This is a genomic window from Edwardsiella piscicida, from assembly GCF_021733145.1.
Classification (GTDB): Bacteria; Pseudomonadota; Gammaproteobacteria; order Enterobacterales; family Enterobacteriaceae; genus Edwardsiella; species Edwardsiella piscicida.
Genome location: NZ_CP090968.1, coordinates 1,126,970 through 1,141,609 on the forward strand (window position 1 = coordinate 1,126,970; position 14,640 = coordinate 1,141,609).

The 14,640-nt window shown below is 63.5% G+C and carries 15 protein-coding genes; 5 read left to right on the plus strand and 10 right to left on the minus strand.

Annotated features, from left to right (window positions below; translation table 11 throughout):
• Position 1: 1 nt before the first annotated feature.
• Both ybaK and gntP read right to left on the minus strand, forming a co-directional pair.
• The gene (ybaK, locus tag L1P05_RS05055) at positions 2–487 is read right to left on the minus strand and encodes a Cys-tRNA(Pro)/Cys-tRNA(Cys) deacylase YbaK (RefSeq protein WP_012847899.1); all 486 of its coding nucleotides are present in this window, start codon (positions 485–487) and stop codon (positions 2–4) included.
• Positions 488–778: 291 nt separating this feature from the next.
• Positions 779–2,122 (minus strand): gluconate permease GntP, encoded by a 1,344-nt coding sequence (gene gntP, locus L1P05_RS05060; protein WP_012847900.1) that lies wholly within the window; start codon positions 2,120–2,122, stop codon positions 779–781.
• Between the two features lie 385 nt (positions 2,123–2,507).
• Here gntP and uxuR point away from each other — a divergent pair, with 385 nt between their 5' ends.
• Positions 2,508–3,266: a Uxu operon transcriptional regulator gene (uxuR, locus tag L1P05_RS05065; protein WP_015461135.1), complete on the plus strand. Its 759-nt coding sequence runs from the start codon at positions 2,508–2,510 to the stop codon at positions 3,264–3,266.
• Positions 3,267–3,275: 9 nt separating this feature from the next.
• On the opposite strand, the gene L1P05_RS05070 is transcribed toward uxuR, so the two are convergent.
• Both L1P05_RS05070 and copA read right to left on the minus strand, forming a co-directional pair.
• Complete coding sequence (locus L1P05_RS05070; RefSeq protein ID WP_012847902.1) at positions 3,276–4,088, minus strand: TraB/GumN family protein; 813 nt, start codon at positions 4,086–4,088, stop codon at positions 3,276–3,278.
• Between the two features lie 127 nt (positions 4,089–4,215).
• A complete protein-coding gene (copA, locus tag L1P05_RS05075; protein WP_012847903.1) occupies positions 4,216–6,960 on the minus strand; it encodes a copper-exporting P-type ATPase CopA in 2,745 nt (914 codons plus the stop codon).
• Between the two features lie 127 nt (positions 6,961–7,087).
• Between copA and cueR the strand changes: the two genes are divergently transcribed.
• Positions 7,088–7,501, plus strand: a complete 414-nt coding sequence (cueR, locus tag L1P05_RS05080; RefSeq protein ID WP_012847904.1) for a Cu(I)-responsive transcriptional regulator — start codon at positions 7,088–7,090, stop codon at positions 7,499–7,501.
• On the opposite strand, the gene L1P05_RS05085 is transcribed toward cueR, so the two are convergent.
• The 3 genes from L1P05_RS05085 to L1P05_RS05095 are packed head-to-tail and all read right to left on the minus strand — an operon-like array spanning position 7,455 to position 9,503.
• Complete coding sequence (locus L1P05_RS05085; protein ID WP_012847905.1) at positions 7,455–7,937, minus strand: NfeD family protein; 483 nt, start codon at positions 7,935–7,937, stop codon at positions 7,455–7,457. The two genes, cueR and L1P05_RS05085, sit on opposite strands and share 47 nt — an antisense overlap.
• On the minus strand, positions 7,934–8,851 hold the full coding sequence (locus L1P05_RS05090) for an SPFH domain-containing protein (protein ID WP_012847906.1): 918 nt from the start codon (positions 8,849–8,851) through the stop codon (positions 7,934–7,936). The genes L1P05_RS05085 and L1P05_RS05090 overlap by 4 nt, the downstream gene beginning before the upstream one ends.
• Positions 8,852–8,903: 52 nt before the next feature.
• A complete protein-coding gene (locus L1P05_RS05095) occupies positions 8,904–9,503 on the minus strand; it encodes a HutD/Ves family protein (protein WP_012847907.1) in 600 nt (199 codons plus the stop codon).
• A 246-nt stretch (positions 9,504–9,749) separates the two neighbouring features.
• Between L1P05_RS05095 and queE the strand changes: the two genes are divergently transcribed.
• Entirely contained in the window at positions 9,750–10,421 is a 672-nt protein-coding gene (gene queE / locus L1P05_RS05100) for a 7-carboxy-7-deazaguanine synthase QueE (RefSeq protein WP_012847908.1), read from the plus strand.
• 39 nt (positions 10,422–10,460) lie between these two features.
• Here the strand turns inward: queE and L1P05_RS05105 are convergent, their stop codons facing one another.
• Positions 10,461–10,634 (minus strand): hypothetical protein, encoded by a 174-nt coding sequence (locus L1P05_RS05105; RefSeq protein WP_012847909.1) that lies wholly within the window; start codon positions 10,632–10,634, stop codon positions 10,461–10,463.
• A gap of 238 nt (positions 10,635–10,872) precedes the next feature.
• Between L1P05_RS05105 and L1P05_RS05110 the strand changes: the two genes are divergently transcribed.
• Positions 10,873–12,003, plus strand: coding sequence for a 3-phenylpropionate MFS transporter (locus tag L1P05_RS05110; RefSeq protein WP_012847910.1), 1,131 nt, complete (start codon positions 10,873–10,875; stop codon positions 12,001–12,003).
• Here the strand turns inward: L1P05_RS05110 and queD are convergent, their stop codons facing one another.
• Positions 12,004–12,366, minus strand: a complete 363-nt coding sequence (gene queD, locus L1P05_RS05115) for a 6-carboxytetrahydropterin synthase QueD (RefSeq protein WP_012847911.1) — start codon at positions 12,364–12,366, stop codon at positions 12,004–12,006. It abuts the gene before it with no gap.
• A 183-nt stretch (positions 12,367–12,549) separates the two neighbouring features.
• On the opposite strand from queD, the gene dld reads away from it, so the two are divergent.
• On the plus strand, positions 12,550–14,274 hold the full coding sequence (gene dld, locus L1P05_RS05120) for a D-lactate dehydrogenase (protein WP_015461138.1): 1,725 nt from the start codon (positions 12,550–12,552) through the stop codon (positions 14,272–14,274).
• Here dld and L1P05_RS05125 read toward each other — a convergent pair.
• Complete coding sequence (locus L1P05_RS05125) at positions 14,271–14,606, minus strand: ArsR/SmtB family transcription factor (RefSeq protein WP_012847913.1); 336 nt, start codon at positions 14,604–14,606, stop codon at positions 14,271–14,273. The genes dld and L1P05_RS05125 overlap by 4 nt on opposite strands.
• Positions 14,607–14,640: the final 34 nt, after the last annotated feature.

Consider the following 14,640-nt stretch of genomic DNA (forward strand, 5'->3'; position numbering starts at 1 on the left):
CTCAGGCCGCGTCGCGCTTGGCGATATCGGCAAAGCTTCCCTGCAGCAGGGCGGCGAGATCGGCGGCGGCTAGCTCAATGTCTAATCCGCGCTTGCCGCCGGAGACAAAGATGGTGTCGAACTGGCGGGCGGGCGCGTCAATCACCGTCGGCAGCCGCTTTTTTTGCCCCAGCGGGCTGATACCGCCGACCAGGTAGCCGGTGACGCGCTGAGCCAGCATGGGGTCGGCCATGTCGGCCTTTTTGGCGCCGAGTGCCTTGGCAACCTTCTTGAGATCGAGCTGGGTGGCGACCGGCGTGACGGCGACGGCGAGCTTCTTGCTGTCGCCGTTCAGGGCGACCAGCAGCGTTTTATAGACCCGATCGGCGCTCAGCCCCAGCTTGCGCACCACTTCGTCGCCGAAGTTGGTTTCATGGGGATCGTGCTCATAGGCATGCAGGGAAAAAGCGATGTTATTTTTTTCCAGTAGCAGAACGGCTGGCGTCATTAGGAATACCTCATCATGCGTTTTGCGCCAGTATATATCATACAAAAACGTTGGCTAGCGCCGGACGACGGCGTTGCATGGATCGCGTGCCGCGGGAGCGCGTCGGGATCACTCGGTGGATAACTTCCGGTGGATAACGGTTGCCAGCGCGGCTTGGCGATTGCTACCCTATACGGGATACCGGGTCCCTATGGGGGCCCGGCATAATAATAATATCTGAAGTTCCTCTTTGACTGGCCAATAGCGATATTGGCCTTTTTTTATGCGCCGTGCGGGCGCCTGCCGAAGGGGTTAGGCAAACAGACTGATGATCAGCACGATGATCAGGCCGACCACCGAGTTAACCAGCTCCAGCAGCCCCCAGGTCTTCAGCGTGTCTTTGACCGACAGATCAAAATACCCTTTAAACAGCCAGAATGAGGCATCGTTGATGTGCGTCAGGGTGTTGGAGCCCGCGGCGGTGGCCAGCACCAGCAGCGCCGGATTCACGCCGACCAACTGACCGGTCGCCGGATCGAGTATGGCGGCGCTGATGATCCCGGCGGCGGTCATGGCCGAGACGACGCCCTGGCCGGTCGCCAGACGGATCAGCACGGTGATAAGCCAAGCCATGATATAGGGGGAGACATTGCCATGGGACATCAGCATGCCGATGGTATCGCCGATGCCGGTATCGATAATCGTCTGCTTCAGCACCCCGCCAGCGCCGATGATCAGGATTACCATGGCGATGCTTTTTACGGCGTTCTCAAAGGCGTTCATAACCCACTGCATGTCGTGGCCGCGCGCGGTGCCGAACAGCACAAAGGCGACCAGCATAGCGATAAACATGGCGATGGGCGACGAACCGATAAAGTTGACGACCTCCCAGAGCGGCGTCCCTTTGACCAGCCAGACGTTGGCAATGGTCGTTGAGATCATAATGATCGCCGGGATCAGGGGCACCAGAATCGAGATGCCGAACGAAGGCAGGTTATCGCGATCGACCGGGACATCCGGCGTCAGAAACGCCGGCGTCGGGCGTTCAAGGTTACCGAGAAACCTGGGCAGGATCAGACCGGCGCAGATGACGCTCGGAATGGTGACCAGAATACCGTAGATATAGACCATGCCCATATCTGCGCCGTAGGCGTTAACCAGAGCGACCGGCCCCGGCTGCGGTGGAAACAGTGAGTGCGCCGTTGTGGCGGCGGCGACGGCTGGGATTGCCAGCTTCAGGAAGGGGATTTTGGCCTCGGCGGCGATGACGATCACCAGCGGCGCCAGCATGATGAAGGCCACCTCATAGAACATCGCCAGGCCGAAGATCAGGCCAATGATGATCACGGAGAGCTGAACATAGCGCAGCCCCAGACGCGCCAGCAGCGTATGGGCTATCTGATGCGCCGCGCCGGAGTCGACCATCAGTTTGCCGATCACGGCGCCAAACACCACGATGATAGCCAGCTCACCCAGGGTACTGCCGAAGCCGGACTTCATGGTATGCAGCAGCGCCATGAGATCCATTCCGGCGAGCATGCCGACGGAGAGCGCCGCCAGCAGCAGCGCCACCATCGAGTTGATACGAAACTTGAGGTTCAGCACCAGCATCAGTCCGATGCCGAATACGACCCAGAGTATATTGAGAATATGCATAAAATCCCTGTCATTTGGTCAACCAATTTAAATTCGGCCGACATGTTATATGTTTTTGGTTGACCAATAATGCGACGGTTATCACACCACTTTATTTATTATTTAAGTGACTAATAGCTTGCTATATCTTTTGGCGATGCCGTGAGACGGTGATTTTTTCTTTTTTATTCAATCGATTGATTTTTACGGCGGGGGTCTCATTTGACGCGAGAGCCCCGCGATCGCCGTGAGATTTTTGCGGGGCGACGATGCGCGGAGGCGGGATGCGGGTGGCTGAACCGATGTTATTTGATCCGCTTCGTTTTTCCGTGCGCCGGTGGCCACGACGTCGGCGGGCGGTGGTATAGTTCGGCGTTAAATCATTGGAGCTGGCGGGTGTTATATGATGAAAGATCACAGGGTGCAACGGCGGCCCTATCAGGAGATCGGGGCGATGATCCGCGATCTGATCGCCCAGACGCCCTATCGCCCCGGCGAGCGCCTGCCGCCGGAGCGAGATATTGCCGAGAGGCTGGGCGTCACGCGTACCGTGGTGCGCGAGGCGCTGATCATGTTAGAGATCAATGGACTGGTTGAGGTGCGGCGCGGCGCCGGGATCTTTGTGCTGGAAGCGCCGGCGCAGGCGGAGAGCGTCCTGTGTAATGACGCCGGCCCCTTTGAGCTGCTGCAGGCTCGTCAGCTGCTGGAGAGCAATATCGCCGAGTTTGCCGCGCTGCAGGCGACGCGTGAGGATATTATCAAGATGCGCCATGCGCTGCAGCTTGAGGAGCAAGAGCTGGCCTCGACCGCGCCCGATGGACCGGAGTGCGGCGACATGCAGTTTCACCTGGCCATCGCCGAAGCGACCCATAACAGCATGTTGGTGGATCTGTTCCGCCAGTCGTGGCAGTGGCGGGAGCACAATCCGATGTGGATCCAGCTGCATCGTCATCTGGCAGATACGCACTACCGTACGGCCTGGCTGGCCGACCACCGCCAGATCCTGGCCGCGCTGATCAAGAAGGATGCCCGGGCCGCCAAGCTGGCCATGTGGCAGCACCTGGAAAACGTGAAGCGGCGCCTGCTGGCCTTTTCTAACGTCGATGATATCGACTTTGACGGCTACCTGTTCGACTCTTGGCCGCTGGACAGACTGACTCCCTGAGGGGCGGGCTCAGGCTGTCAGCGCATGGGGCGCCAGCAGATCCGGCAGCCCCTGTTCGCCAAACAGGTGCAGCGCGCCCACGGCCACCACATACGATCCCGGCGGCAGGGCGTTAAGACGCTGGCACCAGGCGCGGTTGCGCTGCGCCATCAGCACGTCGGCCAGCGCCGGGCAAAAGGTCATCGGCAGCGGCGTCTGCAGAACCGCCGGGGGGGCCAGCCACCAGCCGATCAGCGTCTGCAGCAGGCGGGCATTGTTGTGCCAGTGCTCTAGGGTATCATCCAGCAGATCACGCCCCTGATCGGGGAGCCGGTACAGCATGTCCAGCTGAGTCTGGGTGCCCTCCAGCTCCACGATTGGCCGCTGCGCCTCATGGGCGCAGTTCAGCAGCTGACAGTCGATGCCGAACTCGCTGCACAGCCCCAGCTGCTGCGCCTGCTGCGCCTGCAGCAGCAGTGCGCAGCGCCACAGGGGAAAGTCATCCAGGCGCGCAACGGCCAGACCGGTTTCGCGACAGCGTTGACAGAGCGCGTCGTAGCGCGCGGCGTCCAGGCGCGCCGAGAGCGGCTGCGCCTGGGGCGGGCTGCTGATATCGCTATCGGGGCGGGTGATATCGGCCTCGACGATCAGCGCCTGCGCCCGGCGCACGCGCTGAAGCAGGGGCTCCGGCAGCGGCGACATCGCGGCATTGCCCATGTGAATGCTGGCGACCAGATGCAGGCGGACGCCGCTGCGCAGGTGTACGTCAAGGGCCGGATAGGGGTAGCGTGGCGGCGGGAGCAGCCCGAGACGGGCGGCCAGGTGCCGTAGTCGGTTGAACATGATGCCTCCGGCAGGGCGCGCCGCCGCATTCAGGCAGCCGCCATTACAGTGTGCGGTAATCTCTTCATGCTACCTGAGGACGAAAAAAAAGCACCGGTTTCCGGTGCTTTTTGTCTTCAGAGGCCGCTTAGTCCTTCGGGGTAAAACGCAGCAGGCGGTTGGCGTTGCTGACCACCGTGATGGAGGAGAGCGCCATGGCCGCGCCGGCGACCACCGGGCTGAGCAGGGTGCCGGTCAGCGGGTAGAGTACCCCGGCGGCGATCGGGATACCCAGCGAGTTATAGACAAACGCGCCCAGCAGGTTCTGCTTCATGTTGCGCAGCGTGGCCCGCGACAGCGCCACCGCATCGGCTACGCCGCTCAGGCTATGGCGCATCAGGGTGATGGCCGCCGTCTCAATGGCGATATCGCTGCCGCCGCCCATGGCGATGCCGACATCGGCCTGCGCCAGGGCCGGGGCATCGTTAATACCGTCTCCGACCATGGCGACCTTATGCCCCGCCTGCTGTAGCGATCTGATGGCCTCCGCCTTGCCTTCCGGCAGCACGCCGGCGATCACCTGATCTATCCCTGCTTCCTGCGCGATCGCCTGGGCGGTGAGCGGGTTGTCTCCCGTCAGCATCACCAGCCGATAGCCCATACCGTGCAGGCGCTGCAGGGCGGCGACGCTGTCGCCGCGCAGCGGATCGCGAATCGACAGCAGCGCCGCGGCGCGACCGTCGACCGCCAGCAGCACCGGCGTGGCGCCCTGGCTGGCCTGCTGCGCCAGCAGCGCGTCCAGGGCGTGCGTATCAACCCCCTGCGCCGCCATCAGCGCCGCGTTGCCCAGCAGCAGGGTATGGCCCTCGGCTTCACCGCTGACCCCCAGCCCGCGCAGGGTGCGGAACTGAGTGACCGGCGGCAGCGCTTGCCCCTCGGCTCGGGCGCTGATGGCGCGCGCCAGCGGGTGGTTGGAGCCACTTTCCAGCGCGGCGGCCCAGCGTAGGGCCTGCGCTTCATCGATCCCCTCCTGCGTATGGACGGCGATCACCTTGGGCATCCCTTCGGTCAGGGTGCCGGTTTTATCAAAGACCAGCGTATCCAACTCGCTGGCGTGCTGCAGCGCATCGGCGTCGCGTACCAGCACCCCCAGCTCGGCGGCGCGGCCGACCCCGGAGATGATGGACATCGGCGTCGCCAGCCCCAGCGCGCAGGGACAGGCGATGATCAGCACCGTCGTGGCGACCACCAGGGTATAGACCAGGTGCGGCTGCGGGCCGAAGAAGAACCAGATCAGCCCGCTGATAACGGCGATGGCGACCACCGTCGGCACAAAGACGGCGGAGATGCGATCCGCCAGCTGGCCGATGGCCGGCTTACTGCTTTGGGCCTGGCGGACCAGCTTAATGATGCGCGCCAGCGTGGTCTGGCTGCCGATGGCGGCGGCGCGGAACAGCACGCTGCCATCGGTGACGACGGTGCCGGCGTGCACCCGATCGCCGGCGCCCTTTTGCTGTGCGATGGGCTCGCCGGTCAGCATGGCCTCATCCAGCCAGGCCTCGCCGGAGAGGATCTCGCCGTCGACGGGCACCCGATCGCCGGTGACCAGACGCAGGGTCATTCCCAGCTGCACTTCGGCTAACGGCACGCTCTTCTCGCCCTCTTCCGTCACCAGGCGAGCGGTCGGCGGCGTTAGATCCAGCAGGCGTTCCAGGGCGCTGGAGGAGCGTTGACGCGCCCGCGCCTCCATCGCGTGTCCCAGGTTGATCAGGCCGATGATCATCGCGCTGGCCTCATAGTAGAGGTGGCGCGCCTCCGGCGGGAAAATCTGTGGCCACAGGTTGACGCTGATGGAGTACAGCCAGGCGGCGCCGGTGCCCAGCGCCACCAGCGTATCCATGGTGGCGCTGCCGTTGAGCAGGCTACGCCAGGCGTTGCGATAGAAGTGGCCGCCGGCGCCGATCATCACCGCCAGGGTGGCGATCCCGACGATAAGCCAGGGTATCTGGCTGTGCTCGGTCAAGGTCATCGAGCCGCCAAAAAGCCCCCAGGCCATCAGCGGCAGACCGAGCCCCAGCGCCACGGCGGCCTGCCAGCGGAAGGCGCGCACGGCTTTCTGCGCGCTCTCATGCTGACGGGCGCGGCGCAGCGCCTCATCTTGGATTATCTCCGCGCCGTAGCCGGCGTTCTGCACGGCGCTGACCAGTGCCTGCGGATCGCCGTGGCCGCTGACCAGCGCGCTGCGTTCGGCCAGGTTGACCCGGGCATGCGCTACGCCGGGCACCGCCTGCAGGGCGTTTTGCACTTTCAGCACGCAGCTGGCGCAGCTCATGCCTTCGAGCAGCAGCTGTACACTGTCGTCGTCATCGTCGGCGCGCGGTGCGGGGGCGACGGACGCGGTGGCTGCCGGAGTAGAGTCGAGAGCCGCTGCCTGGGTTTCCGGCATTGCAACATCAGTGCTGGGCAGCGGCTCAGATTTTGGGTGTGCGCCCTCCACGGCCTGCGCCTGGTAGCCGGCCTGCTGTACGGCGGCGATCAGCGCTGCGCTGTCAGCCTGGCCATAGATATCGGCCTGGGTGAGGGTCACCATGGCGGCGTCCACGCCGGGCACGGCCTCCAGCGCCTGGGTGACGCTGGCGATGCAGTGGCCACAGCTCAGGTCGCTGAGGCTCAGGCGGACATCGGCATTGCTGGCCGGCGCGGCCTGGTAACCCGCCTGCTCGACGCTCTGAATAATATCAGCGGCGCTGGCGCTGCCGATCACCCGGGCATAGCGCGGCGTATTGACGATGGCCTGCTCGACGTCGGGACGGGCCTCCAGCGCATTTTTTACTTTTTTAGCGCAGTTCATGCAGGAAAGCCCCTGCAGGGCGAACAGCTGGGTCTGTGACATGGTGAAACCTCTCTCGCAAATGGTTACGCCCAGGGTGCGGCGCGATAGCCTGCCGATTGGCGTCGTATTCAATTACGTTTAAGCTTAAACTTAAACCTTCCCGCAAGGTTAAGGTCAAGGGGGACGGGTGAATATTAGTGAAGTGGCGAAAAAAACCGGCCTGAGCAGCAAGGCCATTCGTTTTTATGAGGAAAAAGGGCTGGTGACGCCGCCGCTGCGCGGGGATAACGGCTACCGCCACTATGCGGCGACCCAGCTGGAGGAGCTGACGCTGCTGCGTCAGGCGCGCCAGGTCGGCTTTACGCTGGAGGAGTGCCGAGAGCTGGTGGCGCTGTTCCACGACGAGCATCGCCACAGCGCCGAGGTAAAACAGCGCACCCTGCAAAAGGTGGCGGAGATCGAGGCGCACATCCGCGATCTGCAGGCGATGCGTGACCGGCTGGCGGCGCTGGCGCAGGCCTGTCCCGGCGACGACAGCGCCGATTGCCCGATCATTAACGATCTGGCCGGCTGCTGTCGCGGGGCGGGGCACAGGGGATAACCTCCAGCGTGATGCCGCTGACGGCGCGCACCTGCACGCACTGTCCGGCGGGCAGATCCTGTGTACTGGTGACGCGCCAGCTGCTGTCGCCGAGGCGCAGACGTCCATGGCCGTTGACCAGGGGCTGCTCCAGGATCGCCCGTTGGCCGATCAGCTGGCGGCCGCGCTGGTTGAGGGCGCTATCTGCGGCCTCTTCCGCGGCGCCGCGGCGCTGCCAGCGCCACCACAGCAGGGCGCTGATCACCGTCAGCAGGGCGAACAGGGTGAGCTGCGCCTCCCAGCCAAACGGCCACAGCCAGTGCAGCAGCCCGACCAGCAGGGCGGCGCAGCCGCTCCACAGGGCATAGCCCCCGGCGCCGAGCAGCTCGGCGGCCAGCAGCAGTCCCCCCAGCGTGAGCCACAGACCGTGAGGGTTCTGCAGCAGATAGGCCATCATGGCTGGCGATCCTTGCGGCTGTCTGCACGCAGCAGCTCGCTGATCCCGCCGACGGCGCTCAGCAGGCTGCTGGCCTCCAGCGGCATCATGATCACCTTGCTGTTATTCGACTCCCCGATACGCTGCAGCGCTTCGGTATACCTCTGCGCGACAAAATAGTTGATGGCCTGCATATTACCGGCGGCAATGGCCTCCGACACCATGGCGGTGGCCTGGGCTTCCGCCTGGGCGGCGCGCTCGCGCGCCTCGGCCTGCAGGAAGGCGGACTGGCGCTCCCCCTCCGCCTTGAGGATCTGCGACTGTTTCTCCCCCTCCGCACGCAGAATCGCGGCTTGACGCACCCCTTCGGCCTCCAGAATATCGGCGCGCTTGGTACGCTCGGCCTTCATCTGGGCGTTCATGGAGGCGATCAGCTCCGCCGGTGGGCGCACGTCGCGGATTTCAATACGGGTCACTTTGATCCCCCAGGGGTTGGTGGCCTCATCGACGATCTGCAGCAGGCGGCTGTTGATCAGATCGCGCTGGGAGAGCATCTCATCCAGTTCCATGGAGCCGAGCACGGTACGGATGTTGGTCATCGTCAGGTTGATGATCGCCAGATTGAGGTTGCTCACCTCATAGGCGGCGCGCGCCGGATCGATCACCTGAATGAAGCAGACGGCGTCGATGGTGACGTTGGCGTTGTCTTTGGAGATCACCTCTTGGGACGGGATATCCAGGACCTGCTCCATCATGTTGATTTTACGGCCAATGCGATCCATGAACGGGATCACCAGATTCAGCCCCGGCATCAGGGTGCGGGTGTAGCGGCCAAAGCGTTCGACGGTCCACTGATAGCCCTGAGGGACGATCTTTATCGCCGACCAGACGATCACCAGGGCGACGATCACCAGTACCGGAAAGACAGTGAGCATGGGTTTCTCCTTGAGTTGGCGGGCTGAAGGCGCGGCGCGGGGGCCGCGCGGCTTAGTCCGGGAACGCCGTCAGTTCAAACACGCCCAGTTGGCCGTGACCGCGGATATCCACGCTGTGGGTCTGCGGACAGGGCGTTTGCAGGATGGCGCTGTCATAGCGCGTCAGCTGCAGCGATGTCGCGGCACCGAGCGGCGTCAGCGACAGCTCGCCCTGGCGGCAAAACAGTAGGATCGTGCTGGCGTGGCAGCGCAGCGGGGGCATGGTGGGGCGAATATCTAGCCACTGCAGCCGCGCGCCGTAGTGGCGCGGGTCGTAAATCAGGTTGAGATCGCGCACCGGGCCATCGCTCAGATGGCCGCTGACCCGGCTATCGCCGGAGAAGCGCACGATGTCATTGCCGCGCAGCGGCGGCTGGGCTGAACCGTCAATGGTCAGCGTCAGCCCTGCCCCCTCGAGCAGCGAAAGGATCCGCTGATAGCCGCCATAGGCTGAGAAGGGGGCGTCGCGGGTGACGTCGGCCATCGAGAGCCGCCAGCGAAAGCGGGAGCCGCTGGCGTTGTCCTCCCGCATGATTTCACGCGTGGTGCCCTGACCGTTGTGCCAGGGCATGCTTTGGTAGTCGCTTAACCGGTGAATCTGCCACGGGGTCATCGCTGTCTGTCCTGTAAACGGGCCGCACGGCGGCATAATCTGTAGTCTGTGGGGCACCTTCGGCGCCCTTCCATTCCTATCTATAATGTATAGCTATTTTGTGGGTAATGGCACGCGACAGGTCAAATAGTTGTGTCCGATAGCTGCGTTTATCGCGGCCGATGAGGGGGCGACGGTTTGGCGTGCGCGGGGAAATCTGCCACAATGGCCGACCGTCCGAGGCGTCCTCAAACAAGGCAGAACACGATGCAGTATCCGATCAATGAAATATTTCAGAGTTTACAGGGCGAAGGTTTTTATACCGGCGTTCCGGCGGTTTTTATCCGTCTGCAGGGGTGCCCGGTCGGCTGCAGCTGGTGCGATAGTCAGCACACCTGGCATCAGCGCCCGGAGTGCCAAGCCGATCTGGCGCAGATCGTTGAAAAGACGGCGGAGAGCGAGGCCTGGGCCAGCGCCGATGCGGCGGCGCTGGTTGCGCTGTTACGGCAGCGTGGCTATCAGGCGCGCCACGTGGTGATCACCGGCGGCGAGCCCTGTATGCACGATCTGCTGCCGCTGACCACGGCGCTGGAGCAGGGCGGCTATCGCTGCCAGATAGAGACCAGTGGAACCCATCCGGTACGCTGCAGTGCCCAAACCTGGGTGACCGTCTCCCCCAAGGTGGGGATGCGCGGGGGAATGACGGTGCTTACCGATGCGCTGCGCCGCGCCAACGAGATAAAACATCCGGTTGCGCGGGCGCGCGATATCGAGGCGCTGGATGCGCTGCTGGCGCGTTTGGACGGTGAGCTGCCGCCGGTGGTGGCGCTACAGCCGATCTCCTGTAAGGAAGAGGCGACTCGCCTGTGTATTGAAACGTGCCTGGCGCGCAACTGGCGCCTTTCCATGCAGACCCACAAATACCTGAATATCGTCTGAGTAGCGTGCCCCGCCGAGTCACGGCGGGGCGCGTTGGCACTAGCGCCGGGCCGCGGGCGCCGAGCGCCGCGGCATGTGGAGACCGACCGGCTGGGTCGGCGACGTCGGTTGGCGCTCCGGCCTGAGATCCATCTCAATCATCCATAGCTGCTCATTGATCTCCTCCTTGCGGGCATCGATCTGACGATAGTCTGAGTGAGGGCTTTGCGTCACGGTATACGCTCCTGATGGATTATTTGCCGGCGCATCATAGCGCGTCGGCGCCAGAGAGAAAGCAGGTAATGTCTGAAAACCGTATGCGTTCTCATTTCTTGTCCTTTTCTGCGTCGCCGGGCGCGGCGATAACGTCGAATAATCGTTTGCCTGGGGCACGGTGGATAGCTAAAGTAGGCGGCTATTTTCACTGTGGGCGGGAAGTCAGCGAGGTAATACGCGCTGGCAAGGAGAGGATATGCTGCCATCAGCGGGCTGGTTAGGGCTCAGTTACTTTACCTATTTTTTCTCATTCGGCGTCTTTCTTCCGTTCTGGAGCCTGTGGCTGCAGGGGCAGGGGATCTCGCCGGAGTCCATCGGCATTCTGCTGGGCGCCGGGATGGGCGCCCGCTTCGTCGGCAGCCTGTTCATCACCCCGGCGGTCAAAAGAACCTCTCAGCTGCTGGTGGCGCTGCGTCTGGTGACGCTGATCGCTCTGTTCTGCGGCGTCGCCTTTATGCTGGGCAGCGCCTGGGCCTGGCTGATGGCGGTGATGGTGGGGTTCAGCCTGTTCTATGGCCCGCTGGTGCCGTTGACCGACGCGCTGGCGGCGACCTGGCAGCGCCAGATTGGGCTGGACTACGGCAAGGTGCGCCTGTGGGGATCCCTGGCCTTTATCGTGGGGTCGGCGGCGACCGGTGAGCTGGTCAACGCCTTTGGCCATCAGGCTATTCTGTATAGCCTGCTGGGGGGACTGCTGGCGATGCTGCTGGGTATGCTGCCGCGCCCCGCGCAGCCGCCTCAGGATGGCCCCGCCCATCAGACGGCGCAGGTTACACCCTGGTCCGTGTTGCTGCGGGAGCGTTCGGTGTGGCGTTTTTTGCTGTGCTGCGCGCTGTTGCAGGGGGCCCACGCCGGCTATTACGCCTTCAGCACCCTTTTTTGGAGCCAGGCCGGTTACTCTGCGTCGCTGGTGGGATACCTGTGGTCGCTGGGGGTGGTGGCCGAGGTGATTATCTTTGCCCTGAGCAATCGTCTGTTTCGCCGCTGGACGGTGTCTGGCCTGCTGCTGCTATCCTGCCTCTGCGCGCTGCTGCGCTGGGTGATGATGGGGGCGACGACGGCGCTGCCGTGGCTGGTGGTGATACAGATCCTGCACGCCGGCACCTTCACCGTATGCCATCTGGCGGCGATGCGCTTTATCTCGGCGCGTCAGGGCGGTGATGTGATCCGCCTGCAGGCGGTCTATTCCGCGCTGGGGATGGGGGGCAGCGTCGCAGTGATGACCGTACTGGCTGGCGTGGTCTATCAGTACAGCCCCAGCGGCATGTTTTATCTGATGGCGCTGCTGGTGACGCCGGTGCTGTTCCTGCGCCCCGGCGTCCGCTGATCACTGGCCGCGATAGGTGCAGCCGGCGGTGCAGGTCTCTTTGACTCGCACCGCGCTCAGCAGCGGCAGGCACGGCTTGAGCTGATCCCAAATCCAGCGGGCCAGCACCTCACTGGTCGGGTTTTCCAGCCCGGCGATCTCATTGAGATAGTGGTGATCCAGCTGATCATAGATCGGCTGGAAGCGCGCTTTCAGATCGGCAAAGTCCATTACCCAACCGGTGTAGGGGTCGACCTCACCGGTGATCTCTATGCGCACCAGAAACGAGTGGCCGTGCAAACGGCCACACTTGTGTCCCTGCGGTACGTGCGGCAAACGGTGGGCCGCTTCAAACTGAAACTCTTTAAACAGGGTGGTTGTCATGGTGACGCCTCATAACCAAAAGAAGCGCATGGTAGCGCAAAGCGGCGCGGGGGGGTAGTTTGCGCCGCAGATCGCCCCCGATTGTGTTATTTAGTCTGCATTGTTATGTTTTTTATTTGTTAACTTGAGGCGATCGACACTATGCTGGACGGCACCCTATTCCGCCGTCACAGGAGTGATGCCATGCCCTTTTCCCGCCCCGTCCCGCCGGCCGAGACGCTGCTGTCCCAGCTGCGCGCCATCGCAGGTCCCGCCCGAGTATTAAGCGATACGCGCAAAATGGCGCGTTACTGTAAAGGCTTTCGCTCCGGCCAGGGCCGCGCGCTGGCCGTGGTGTTTCCCGATACGCTGCTGGCGATGTGGCAGATCTTCAAGGCCTGCGTCGAGGCCGATCGCATTATTCTGATGCAGGCGGCCAATACCGGCCTCACCGAAGGGTCGACCCCCAGCGGCGACGACTACGATCGCGAGCTGGTGATCATCAATACCCTGCGCCTGGGTGGCGCCCAGCTGCTGGATGAGGGACGCCAGGTGGTGGCGCTGCCCGGCACCACCCTGTGGCAGCTTGAGCGGCTGCTGAAACCGCTGGGGCGGGAGCCCCATTCGGTGATCGGCTCCTCCTGTATCGGCGCCTCGGTGATCGGTGGCATCTGTAACAACTCCGGCGGCGCGCTGGTGCAGCGCGGTCCGGCCTATACCGAAATGGCGCTGTATGGACGGGTCAATGAACGGGGAGAGGCAGAGCTGGTCAACCATCTGGGCATTGCGCTGGGCGAGACACCGGAGGCCATATTGACGAATCTGGCCCAGCGGCACTACGGCGATGCGGATGTCCAGCATGATGCGCGCCGGGCCTCCGACCACCAGTATGCGCAGCGCGTCAGGGCGGTGGATGCCGCCACGCCGGCCCGCTTTAACGCCGATGAGCGGCGTCTGTTTGAAGCCTCCGGCTGTGCCGGAAAGTTGGCGGTGTTCGCCGTACGTCTGGACACCTTTCCCGCCGAGCCGCGCCAGCAGGTGTTTTATATCGGCACCGATCGGCCCCAGGTGCTGACCGAGCTGCGGCGGCATATATTGGGCCACTTTACCCACCTGCCGGTGGCCGCGGAGTATATGCATCGCGATACGTTTGATATCGCCGAGCGCTACGGCAAAGATACCTTTTTGATGATCGAAAAGCTGGGGACGGATCGGATGCCGTTCTTCTTCAACCTGAAGGGGCGGATCGACGCATGGGCGGAGCGTGTGCCGCTGCTGCCGTCCCATCCGGTCGATCGCGCGATGCAGGCGCTGAGCCGTCTGTGGCCGGGGCATCTGCCGCCGCGCATCAAGCAGTACCGCGATCGCTATTCCCACCACCTGCTGCTGAAGATGGCCGGCGACGGGATTGAGGAGGCGCAGCGGTGGCTGAGCGACTATTTCTCCCAGGCCGACGGCGACTTTTTTACCTGCACGCCGGAGGAGGGGAGCAAGGCGTTTTTACACCGCTTCGCCGCCGCCGGGGCGGCGATACGCTATCAGGCGGTGCATGACCAGCAGGTCGAAGACATTCTGGCGCTGGATATCGCGCTGCGGCGCAACGACGCGCAGTGGTTTGAACAGCTGCCGCCGGAGCTGACGCAGGATCTGTCGCACTGTCTGTACTATGGCCACTTTATGTGTCACGTATTCCATCAGGACTATATCGTGCGCAAGGGGGCCGATGCGGCGGCGATTAAGGCGAAGATGCTGGCGCTGCTGGATGCGCGCGGCGCGGAGTACCCGGCGGAGCACAACGTGGGCCATCTCTACCGCGCCAAGCCGCAGCTGGAGGCCTTTTATCGCCATCAGGATCCCACCAATACCCTTAATCCCGGCATTGGTAAGACCAGCAAGTGCCGCGACTGGGGCTGCGACGGCGGGCACTAGGCCGGCGTTTCATCCGCCGGTTCCGCCGGCGGGCAGTACAGGCGGTGCAGGGTTTCCAGCAGGGCCAGCGTGCGCAGATCGTCAATGCGATAGACGATCTGTTTGCCTTCGCGTCGGGTGGTGACCAGCGCCAGGCGGCGCAGCACCCCAAGCTGCTGGGAGAGGGTCGGCTGCCCGATCCCCGTCGCCGCCTCCAGCTCACCGACGGCCGCCTCGCCCTGACTGAGGCGGCACAGCAGCAGCAGGCGATCCGGATTGGCCAGCGCGCGCAGGATCCGCGATGTGTCCGCCGCCGCCCGCTGCATCTGCCGGTGTATTTGAGATGTCGTCATCGTGCGCCTCCTCACTAACGCTTTCTTATTTTAT

Excerpts from the sequence above, each read along its gene's own strand:
- copA (WP_012847903.1), bottom strand. The coding sequence starts at position 6,960 with ATGTCACAGACCCAGCTGTTCGCCCTGCAGGGGCTTTCCTGCATGAAC.
- queE (WP_012847908.1), top strand. The coding sequence starts at position 9,750 with ATGCAGTATCCGATCAATGAAATATTTCAGAGTTTACAGGGCGAAGGT.
- queD (WP_012847911.1), bottom strand. The coding sequence starts at position 12,366 with ATGACAACCACCCTGTTTAAAGAGTTTCAGTTTGAAGCGGCCCACCGT.
- gntP (WP_012847900.1), bottom strand. The coding sequence starts at position 2,122 with ATGCATATTCTCAATATACTCTGGGTCGTATTCGGCATCGGACTGATG.
- uxuR (WP_015461135.1), top strand. The coding sequence starts at position 2,508 with ATGAAAGATCACAGGGTGCAACGGCGGCCCTATCAGGAGATCGGGGCG.
- L1P05_RS05125 (WP_012847913.1), bottom strand. The coding sequence starts at position 14,606 with ATGACGACATCTCAAATACACCGGCAGATGCAGCGGGCGGCGGCGGAC.
- L1P05_RS05070 (WP_012847902.1), bottom strand. The coding sequence starts at position 4,088 with ATGTTCAACCGACTACGGCACCTGGCCGCCCGTCTCGGGCTGCTCCCG.
- L1P05_RS05085 (WP_012847905.1), bottom strand. The coding sequence starts at position 7,937 with ATGATGGCCTATCTGCTGCAGAACCCTCACGGTCTGTGGCTCACGCTG.
- L1P05_RS05095 (WP_012847907.1), bottom strand. The coding sequence starts at position 9,503 with ATGACCCCGTGGCAGATTCACCGGTTAAGCGACTACCAAAGCATGCCC.
- L1P05_RS05090 (WP_012847906.1), bottom strand. The coding sequence starts at position 8,851 with ATGCTCACTGTCTTTCCGGTACTGGTGATCGTCGCCCTGGTGATCGTC.
- ybaK (WP_012847899.1), bottom strand. The coding sequence starts at position 487 with ATGACGCCAGCCGTTCTGCTACTGGAAAAAAATAACATCGCTTTTTCC.
- dld (WP_015461138.1), top strand. The coding sequence starts at position 12,550 with ATGCCCTTTTCCCGCCCCGTCCCGCCGGCCGAGACGCTGCTGTCCCAG.
- L1P05_RS05110 (WP_012847910.1), top strand. The coding sequence starts at position 10,873 with ATGCTGCCATCAGCGGGCTGGTTAGGGCTCAGTTACTTTACCTATTTT.